The following is a 6,722-nucleotide window of genomic DNA, read 5'->3' as shown; positions in this document are numbered from 1 at the left end:
TGAAGAAGGTGTAGGATGGAAATTAACAAAATTTTTTTCGAATTTTTGATTCATAACATCACCTCTTCATAAAGTGATTTTTCAGAATAATCCTAAACTGATAATTTGAGGACTATCCCATATTTGAAATAATGCGTAGGGGCAAAACGAAACCCCACTTTACCAGATAGAAAAGAGGGGCAAGTTCAGGAGCGGAGCGTGAAGCTTTCGCGGTTTTTTCGTTTCGAGAATCACGACTTACTTCAGGATTGGGAAAATACCGAAATACTCTTCTAATGTCAAGTTCTTGTTTTTCATTTCCTTCGCAATGGTGGTGCCGACGTAGCGGATGTGCCAGGGTTCGTATTTGTAGCCAGTCACGTACTCTTTTCCTTTTGGATAACGGATGATGTAGCCGTAATTGGCGCTGTTCTTATCCAGCCATTTCGCTTCTTTTGTACTGGCGAAACAAGAGGCCGCCGCACATTTCCCGCTGCTTCCGCTAACGTCGATGGCGAGCCCCGTCTGGTGTTCACTGGTGCCGGGAATGGCGCTGTATGTTCTTGCTTTTTCATACCCGTCTCTTTTGACATAACGGTCAAAGACGGCCGCCTGCGTGGCATACGAACGATAGGCAGAGACCCCGCTTAAATAAACTTTGTCTTTTTTTGCTGCCGCAAACATCTTTTCGAGTGCCGCCGCCGCTTCCTGGCGCAACTTCCGTTTCTCTATTTTTTCATTAAAGAGAAAGGAGGTCTTAGGATAGACCAGATTCTTCGGCACATACGTTTTAGGCAGATAAACTTTCTTGTTCACGATGACTCCCAGGGATGCAGGATATTTCGTGGTATAGATTACCTTTCCATCCTTCGTCTTTGTCTTATTCACATACGACACGTTTGTCCCTATGCTGTTTGGGTTGGATTGGGACCGGTTGCTCATTGGGGTCAAGGACTGACTTGTGCCGCTGTCGTTATTTTTGGGTGAAGAGGAATGATCCGAATCTCGGTTACAGCCCACGAGGGTGAAGAACGTGATGAGAACGACCCATGCGCTGACCCACTTTTTTGCCATATTATCCTACTCCTCTATATCAAATTGAATATCGATCCACAGTTTCTAAGACCGATGATACAAATAGGGTTTGAAATCCCATTACAATCTATGCGCAAAATGTTCCACGCCTCAGCATTGCTTTTTCGAATTTATGTCCATTCGACGGAATTTTTGGCAAAAGAGTATGTCACAGGTCATTGTCACCGCTCGGGCTGCTCCATATTACTTTAATCAACGCTCTAAAAACGGATTGTGAAATATTGTACTTAAAGTAACGGGGTGCGTTAGTTAAATAAGAGAAAGTTAAATTTTAGGAAAAACAGCTAGATTTTTCTGACTGTTTTCTTTTTACTTAAAAATCAACATAATTATTTAACAGAGCCAGTAGAATAAAGTAATACTTGAAGCCACTTAATAAAAGGGGAGGTATTTTATGGGTGATAAGAATGTACGATGTGACTTTTGTAATGACTATTTCGAAGAAAATAACATCCTAGATACAGGCTATGAGTGGAAAGCATGCGAAGATTGTGCTGATGAGTTGATTAAGTGCGGATGCTGTAGCCAGTTGTTCCTATATGAGGAATTAAGTAAGGATAAAATAGATGGAATTTACTACTGTGAAAATTGTCCGTAGAAATAGATAAATTTAAAGGATAAGTTAAGAGTGGCTGAAATGGTCGCTCTTTTTTATGTGGATATTTAAGCAATTCCCTTTGTTTTATAATTTAAATTTACAGAAAACTTACATTGTGAAGGAATACACTTAAGCTAACGTAAGCAGTTTAGTTTAACAAGAGGATTCTCTTTTAAGTCACATTTGAGGTAAAGGGCGACAAAAAAAGAAGCTCCATATGGAGTCTTCATTTTGGTTACCTGGAGTGATGGCTGTTTTAACAGATATACGGTTTGAAATTGTTTCCAAAGTATTATATGGAACTTAATTGATAACGCTAATTCCAAATAGTGGTAAATGCCACTTTGTTTAGAACAAAATTATTGTTGTTTGTATTGTGGTTCCTCGGCTTGAATTTCTTGAAGACGTGGTTCAAGACTATCAAGAACAGATTGTGTTTGTTGTGCAGCTTGTTGATAAAGTTGTTTAGCGTTTTGGTTGTCAGTTGCTAAAGCGAAGGTTTCAAAGCTTGCCTGTGCACTTTTTAAACTTGCTAAAGCTGTTTGAACGTCTTTTCCAACTGTCATTTAAAGACCTCTTTTCGCGATAAAATTGAAATTACAAAAGTAGTATGTGGAGTATTTATTAGCTTATGTATTGGAGATTTACTAATTACAACCTAATACAAAACCATCCTAAAAAGGATGGTTCAGACTGTCGACAAATTCGAAAAAAATCGGATTTATCGGCAGTCTTTTTTGTATAATTAAGGTACTGAGATTTCCATGAGGTGATGAAATGCTAACGAAAAATACACAGATTAATCGGGACCAATTAGAAATGATTACTTTAGACCAGCTTGTACCTGCGAATCATTTGGTTCGTAAAATGGAAGCTGCTATCGATTTTTCATTTATATATTCACTTGTTCAAGAAATGTACTCTACCGAACGTGGACGTCCAAGTATTGATCCTGTGGTATTAATTAAGATGGCCATCATCCAATATACCTTCGGTATTCGCTCTATGCGCAAAACAATAGAAGAGATTGATACGAATCTAGCTTATCGTTGGTTTTTAGGTTTTGGGTTTCATGATAAAGTCCCCCACTTCTCAACATTCGGGAAAAATTACGAACGACGATTCAAGGATACAGATTTATTTGAACAGATCTTCTATCGTATTTTGAAGGAAGCTACAGAAAAGAAGTTGGTTAGTGGCGAGCACGTATTTATTGATTCTACTCATGTAAAAGCGAGTGCGAATAAGCGTAAATTCGAGAAGAAAGTTGTACGTAAAGAAACGAAAGCGTACCAAGCTCGTCTTCAGGATGAAATCAATGGTGACCGTGAAGACCACGGCAAGAAACCATTTCCTCCTGATAAATTTGAAAAAGAAGAAGTGAAAGAAATAAAGGAAAGTACTACTGATCCAGAGAGTGGTTATTACGTGAAGGACGAGCGAACAAAGCAGTTTGCTTACTCATTTCATGCAGCATCTGATCGCAAGGGTTTTGTTTTGGGAGCTATTGTTACGCCAGGGAACATACATGATAGTGCCATCTTCGAGCCACTACTGGAAAAGGTAATTGAGAACCACGGAAAACCTGAAGCTGTTGCTGCTGACGCTGGATATAAAACACCTGCTATTGCCCAATACCTATTTGAAAATGATATGACACCCGCTTTACCATATACTCGCCCTCGCACGAAGGACGGATATATGAAAAAACATGAATATGTATATGATGAACACTACGATTGTTATATTTGTCCGCAAGGACAAATACTGAAATATGCAACAACGACCAAAGAAGGTTATCGTCAATACTTCTCTAATCCGACTCAATGTAAAACTTGCCCTTTGCTTTCAGAGTGTACTCAGAGTAAGGAACATAAAAAACTCATTCAGCGACATGTGTGGGAGAACTACTTGGAAGAAGCCGATCATCTTCGTCATACACAAGAGAATAAAAGCATTTATGCAAGACGTAAAGAAACGATCGAACGTGTCTTTGCAGATGCTAAAGAAAAGCATGGTATGCGATGGACAACCCTAAGGGGCATAAAAAAATTGTTCATGCAAGCGATGCTTACTTTTGCATCCATGAATTTAAAGAAGATGGCCAGCTGGACATGGCAATGTCCAGAAATGGTGTAAAATGGACCTCCGGAGAGGTCCGTTCTAAGATATAAAAAGCATAAAAAGGACAAAAGGCTCCGAATGGTCACATTCGGATGCCTTTTGTCTACACTCTGAACCATCCTAAAAAGGATGGTTATCATATGCAAATCTTGAATATCTATATTTAGGCAAGAACACAATTTTTAATATTTTGGATGATTTATTTCCCCCATAATTTTTTAACATTAAGCGGTACTATCTCTCGTCCATTTATTTGTTTATGGATAATAGGATTTTTGAAGGGGTCATAATTATTTCCGCTATCTGCTGTAGAAAAACGGGCACGTACATCAACACCTAGAATATTTTTAACGTATTTGTTGATCGTCATTTTAATCATCTCCTTCATTTAATTACTAAATATTATCTTTCTTGGAAATAAAAAAATTCAAAAAGATTTTTGTTCACAAATACGAGGATATTATGCAATAGAAGTCAGGGGACTTGTTTAATTAACGGGTGCAAAAGTTAAAGATTCAGCTGCCAATTTGGTGGCTTTTTTGTTCTTGTTCCACTAATGGATGCAGAATAGTTAAATAACGAGGGAGAAATAATAAGCTAGAAAATTCCTTTTGGAAAAAGGGGTATTAATATGACAATGAAAAATCAGTGGTTACTTAATATTGTAATGATATTACTCTCGTGGCTTACAATGCCTTTGTTAGGATGGCGGACTATAAGGAGATTTTTACCAGTATCAATCCTTGCTGTTCTAATATGTAGTTTGGATGCCCAAATTGGAAAAAAACGCAAATGGTGGTCTTTTTATAATAAACCACAGTCCTTTATTCAAAATGAATTTCCTTTTCTCATAGGACCAATGTTGGCGATGTCTTTATGGACATTAAAATGGGCATACGGTAATTTTAAAAAGTTTATTATGTTAAATGCTATTGGCGAAGCAATTTTTGTATCTCCTATTACAAGGGTATTTACAAAGTTAAAACTATATAGATTAGTTCAATTTAACGAATTTCAGTTCTTTCTATATTTCTTTTACAAGGCTTTTTTCTTATATGGATTTCAATACCTTTTTGAAAAATACAAAAAACTAATGATTAGTTAAGTAACAGGTGCGACTCTTCAAGTTGAAGGTTGCTTTTTATTGTTCTACAAGAAAGATTGTGAAATATTACACTTAAACTATCGGGTGCAAGAGTTGAAGATTGGGACTACCGCGGCGATACCCCTTTTCAATTTTGAGGTAGTTTTTACCTTTAATAAAAATTAAATGTAGGGTGAATATATAGAAGTAATTTAAAACAAAAGGAGAGATTCTCATGACTCAAATTGATGTAAATCAACTAAATCGAGCAAAAGCAAATGTAACACTCACACAGGAATTGTTAACAAAAGCAATTGAAAAGGCAAATTCAGATCCTACACTCGCTCAGGAAGCGATTAAACAGGCTTCGAACGAAATTTCGTCTGCTTTAACTGCCGTAACTCAAGTAGAAAAGTCATCACTAGCCCCATCGACAGAATTATAATATCGTTTTTGAATGAAATACTGAGAAAAGTAGTTGTAAATCCCCGTGACAATGTCAGGGGATTTTATTATAAGGATTAATTGCTGATTGTTCTTAAACTACTTACATAGGCAAGGTAAGATTGTGAAATATTGTACTTACACTAACGGGTGCAAGAGTTAAAGTACAGGGATCGCTACAGGGCAGTATAGTGGAAGAAGCAATCAGCCAATCTTATGGGTAAACAACCTTTTAACTAGGGTAAATTTCAATATGAATGAAAAGCAAAAGCTACTTTTTGAAAACTTGATGAATATGAAGAATTAGTTATGAAAAGTAGCCATAGGGCTACTTTTTTTATTTAAATGAATATGATAGATCCTGTTTCCGCAATTTTTCGATATACATAGTTTTCACCTTAAAATATAGAAGTCTAGATTATATTTACTTTATTAATAGTTAGTTTATTTAAGTATAAATTATATATTTAATAAATTCGTGTAATTCATAATTTTACAAAAACAAAAAGAGGAGCTGGAATTAATGAGGAAGTATGAAAAATTCATCAAATACTGTAGTATTGGTGTAACAGGCATCATTGTTGATATTGGTACATTTTGGCTTCTTACTATGGTTGCTGGTATCAATATCCAAATTGCTAACTTTATTAGTATTAGCTTAGGCCAAACAAACAACTTTATTTTAAACGCGATTTTTACTTTTAAGGTGAAAGACAAATTATTTTCGAGATATTTAAAATATTACTCAGTAGCTTTGGTTGGTTTTGCGATTACTGCTTTAATACTGTTTATATTTGTACAACTACTTAATTTTAATAAGATTTTAGTTAAAATAATTGCGATTTTAATTGTTACAGTATTACAGTTTTCATTACATAAATCAATAACTTTCAAAACTTCAAAAAATGATGAATATGCTCAAATCTAGTACAAGAATTCGCCTACACGTTTAATGAAAGTGGGGAATTTGCTTAAAAAGTCTGTTTGAAACTAAACTAGATGACAATATTCGCATATTAGAATAGGAATTCTCACAAACTTTGTGAATTATTTCACTTAAACTATCGGGTGCTTGAGTTGTGCGAAATGTTCCTGGCTTAAATTGAGATTGGTCACACAATGCTCAGGTAAAGGTCAGGCAGTTCCTGTCGGAACTGAAGGGTTATATCGAAGAATCAAATGACGGGGTAACGCCCTGAAGGGTTCTCTCTTGGTCGAATAGCACTGGATTTAGTAAGAATGATAGTGTTATAAGCTCGGTGAAAAGGCGTGAGAAATTACCGTACCAGTTCGGCTGACGAAAGCCTACTCGAAGGAGTGGTGTAGTTCATGATGCTTGAGTTGAATGAATATGGTGAGAATGCAAATAAACCTACGAGAAAAGGGTAAGCTGACGAA

General features: G+C 36.2%; 8 protein-coding genes. 5 read left to right on the top strand and 3 right to left on the bottom strand.

The features are described 5' to 3' along the window. Positions 1-237 precede the first annotated feature (237 nt). Positions 238-1,053, bottom strand: a complete 816-nt coding sequence (locus ABES02_RS27750; protein WP_430141038.1) for a M15 family metallopeptidase — start codon at positions 1,051-1,053, stop codon at positions 238-240. 415 nt (positions 1,054-1,468) lie between these two features. On the opposite strand from ABES02_RS27750, the gene ABES02_RS27745 reads away from it, so the two are divergent. Beyond that, complete coding sequence (locus ABES02_RS27745; protein WP_283873184.1) at positions 1,469-1,672, top strand: hypothetical protein; 204 nt, start codon at positions 1,469-1,471, stop codon at positions 1,670-1,672. A 359-nt stretch (positions 1,673-2,031) separates the two neighbouring features. Here the strand turns inward: ABES02_RS27745 and ABES02_RS27740 are convergent, their stop codons facing one another. After that, complete coding sequence (locus ABES02_RS27740) at positions 2,032-2,238, bottom strand: DUF1657 domain-containing protein (protein ID WP_430068509.1); 207 nt, start codon at positions 2,236-2,238, stop codon at positions 2,032-2,034. A 211-nt stretch (positions 2,239-2,449) separates the two neighbouring features. Between ABES02_RS27740 and ABES02_RS27735 the strand changes: the two genes are divergently transcribed. After that, positions 2,450-3,811, top strand: coding sequence for an IS1182 family transposase (locus tag ABES02_RS27735; RefSeq protein WP_430141037.1), 1,362 nt, complete (start codon positions 2,450-2,452; stop codon positions 3,809-3,811). A 184-nt stretch (positions 3,812-3,995) separates the two neighbouring features. Here ABES02_RS27735 and ABES02_RS27730 read toward each other — a convergent pair whose 3' ends face one another. Beyond that, positions 3,996-4,166, bottom strand: coding sequence for a hypothetical protein (locus tag ABES02_RS27730; protein WP_430141036.1), 171 nt, complete (start codon positions 4,164-4,166; stop codon positions 3,996-3,998). 261 nt (positions 4,167-4,427) lie between these two features. Between ABES02_RS27730 and ABES02_RS27725 the strand changes: the two genes are divergently transcribed. The 3 genes from ABES02_RS27725 to ABES02_RS27715 all read left to right on the top strand — a co-directional run bounded on the left by ABES02_RS27725 (position 4,428) and on the right by ABES02_RS27715 (position 6,252). Further along, the gene (locus ABES02_RS27725) at positions 4,428-4,901 is read left to right on the top strand and encodes a hypothetical protein (protein WP_430141035.1); all 474 of its coding nucleotides are present in this window, start codon (positions 4,428-4,430) and stop codon (positions 4,899-4,901) included. A gap of 214 nt (positions 4,902-5,115) precedes the next feature. Further along, positions 5,116-5,325 (top strand): hypothetical protein, encoded by a 210-nt coding sequence (locus ABES02_RS27720; protein WP_430141034.1) that lies wholly within the window; start codon positions 5,116-5,118, stop codon positions 5,323-5,325. A 522-nt stretch (positions 5,326-5,847) separates the two neighbouring features. Beyond that, complete coding sequence (locus ABES02_RS27715; protein ID WP_430141033.1) at positions 5,848-6,252, top strand: GtrA family protein; 405 nt, start codon at positions 5,848-5,850, stop codon at positions 6,250-6,252. Positions 6,253-6,722: the final 470 nt, after the last annotated feature.

Origin of the sequence: Neobacillus pocheonensis, assembly GCF_050477905.1 — a bacterium.
Classification (GTDB): domain Bacteria; phylum Bacillota; class Bacilli; order Bacillales; family Cytobacillaceae; genus Neobacillus; species Neobacillus pocheonensis_A.
Note: the sequence above shows the minus strand (reverse complement) of the source record. Positions and strands in the feature narration are given on the sequence as shown.

Excerpts from the sequence above, each read along its gene's own strand:
- ABES02_RS27720 (WP_430141034.1), top strand. The coding sequence starts at position 5,116 with ATGACTCAAATTGATGTAAATCAACTAAATCGAGCAAAAGCAAATGTA.
- ABES02_RS27725 (WP_430141035.1), top strand. The coding sequence starts at position 4,428 with ATGACAATGAAAAATCAGTGGTTACTTAATATTGTAATGATATTACTC.
- ABES02_RS27740 (WP_430068509.1), bottom strand. The coding sequence starts at position 2,238 with ATGACAGTTGGAAAAGACGTTCAAACAGCTTTAGCAAGTTTAAAAAGT.
- ABES02_RS27730 (WP_430141036.1), bottom strand. The coding sequence starts at position 4,166 with ATGACGATCAACAAATACGTTAAAAATATTCTAGGTGTTGATGTACGT.
- ABES02_RS27745 (WP_283873184.1), top strand. The coding sequence starts at position 1,469 with ATGGGTGATAAGAATGTACGATGTGACTTTTGTAATGACTATTTCGAA.
- ABES02_RS27735 (WP_430141037.1), top strand. The coding sequence starts at position 2,450 with ATGCTAACGAAAAATACACAGATTAATCGGGACCAATTAGAAATGATT.
- ABES02_RS27750 (WP_430141038.1), bottom strand. The coding sequence starts at position 1,053 with ATGGCAAAAAAGTGGGTCAGCGCATGGGTCGTTCTCATCACGTTCTTC.
- ABES02_RS27715 (WP_430141033.1), top strand. The coding sequence starts at position 5,848 with ATGAGGAAGTATGAAAAATTCATCAAATACTGTAGTATTGGTGTAACA.